Annotated in this window: 2 protein-coding genes; both read left to right on the top strand. The window is 49.8% G+C overall.

Annotated elements, in window-relative coordinates; translation table 11 throughout:
• Positions 1–453 (top strand): acyltransferase (locus IFT53_RS23650; protein ID WP_206758587.1); only part of this gene is annotated, 453 nt, incomplete at its 5' end.
• 594 nt (positions 454–1,047) lie between these two features.
• The coding region (locus IFT53_RS23505) for a putative Ig domain-containing protein (protein WP_197980357.1) at positions 1,048–2,015 on the top strand (968 nt) is incomplete at its 3' end.

Below are 2,015 nucleotides of genomic sequence, written 5' to 3'. Positions count from 1 at the left end.
AAAACGGTTGCGCTTCATTCTCTGGTCCTCTCAATGGGCCAGAGCTTACTTCAAAATGGATTATTTCAACGGGGCAAGGTCACACTTCCAATGTCTAGCATTATCGAGTTCTATTCTGCGTTGGGCGCGCTACTTATCTTTTATGCCGCGTTATCATTTAGCCCGCTTCAGAGAATGTTAATTTCACCAGCTGTGCAATTCCTGGGTCGAATTTCGTTTCCGCTGTATCTTATCCATTTGCCAATTCTTGTTACACTCGTTGCGGGGCTTGCATTGAGCTTGGATGCTGTCGGTATGAGTTATGGTTTCATTTTAGCGACCGTTATTGCTGCTGAGGTCGCGGGTTCGGTTTTTGTAGCCTGGATCTTGTTCCCAATCTGTGAGAGGCCTGCCATCGAACTCTCAAGGAAGCTTACGCTTGGTTGGCCCTCCCCATTTCCGCGTATCAATTAGAGCAATTGGCCAACGTGTAGGCTTGAAGAGCATCGTATTTCCGCCCAGGTCTTTGTGAACGACCCCGGCTTCGCCGGAGACGTCACTCTTGACAGGTAGGGTCTGTAGTAATCAACACAACGAGCAAATTTGACCTGAAGTCCGTGCCCGCTTTGTACGGCTTGTTTTCGATCACATAGAGATACTGGGTTTTCAGCGGGGATAACCGTCATCCAGTCTGCAGGTGGATACTCGAAGGCAACAGGCAAAATGGTACCTAGATAATAGTATTCAGACACAACAACTCCATAAAATATAAATGATCTGACGCACAATCGCAGCGTTGTGGAGGATCCGTCGGGCATTGCAGCGGTCACCAGTTAATATCAACGAATATAAAAACATAATCATAAGTAGAAATATATTCAGAGTTTCCCTGCTTTTAGCGAAAGATGTCAACCTAAGATTACTCAATGTGATTTCTTGCCGCTAAATTTAGTAATTAGTTAACCTTAAAAATTAATATTCTGCCGCATACTTTGTCGTCATCACGATTTCAGATGAGTGGTTACGTGGAGGATGGCCGACGGGCGAAAATTGCAGAGGTTTGTGATAATGTCGGCGCGCACCAAGATTGTGTTTTCTGGACTGGCAGGAACGTTTCAAAAATCTCTCCCCATAATTTCACGAGCTCTTTTGGTTGCTGCAACCGTATTTCTGCCGGGACAGGCCCTCGCTGTGTCTGCTGCGTGCCAGGCCATAACGGACGATTTTGGTGACGGCCGCACATTTCCGGACGAGGGAAGTGATTCTGGGCAGGACTCCTTGGATTATGTTGCCATACACAAGGCATTCGCTGCCGATGAAGTCATTCGGTGGCGTGCGATATCCACGGGAGTGGCTAAGATAGCTGGTTACAGCTCTTCTTTTGAAATCGTAATCAACGGTATTCCAGGGCAACGCTCCAAAGGATCGCAAGGGCAGAACGACACTCAAGAAGGGAATTTTGATTTAAGTGGGTCGCATACAATTGCTGCGGGGGACGGATTTGTAATTAATTACGGTGTTAGTAACTCCGCAGCTCATGAAGGCAATTCCCTGTATTTACGTGCGAGGTGCGTGAGCAACTATACAATAGGTATGACACCACCAGCGAGTTCATTCGCCGCTAAGGTTGGCCAAGTCTTCAGCAAGACCATTGCCGCAGCGAAGGGCGTGGAGCCTTATATTTATACGGTGAGCGCCGGAGCATTGCCCGCCGGCCTTTCGTTAGACTCCGCATCGGGCGTGCTTTCCGGCACACCTACAGCTGGTGGCAACTTCAGCTTTAGTATCACTGCGACGGATCATAATTATGCTGCCACCGCGGTGGCCTATACCATGGCTGTTGCCGACACCCTTCGCGCCAATGCCGTGCCAGCGACGGTCCCGGCCAATTCCTCGGCCAATGTCATCACGCTCAACATTACCGGCGGGGCGGCGGCATCGGTCGCCATCGATTCCCAGGCCAGCCATGGTACGGCGACGGCGTCTGGCACGAGCATCACCTACACGCCGACTGCTGGTTACTCTGGTTCCGACAG

This window comes from Rhizobium sp. CFBP 13644 (assembly GCF_014842165.1).
GTDB classification, from domain to species: Bacteria; Pseudomonadota; Alphaproteobacteria; order Rhizobiales; family Rhizobiaceae; genus Agrobacterium; species Agrobacterium tumefaciens_C.
Note: the sequence above shows the minus strand (reverse complement) of the source record. Positions and strands in the feature narration are given on the sequence as shown.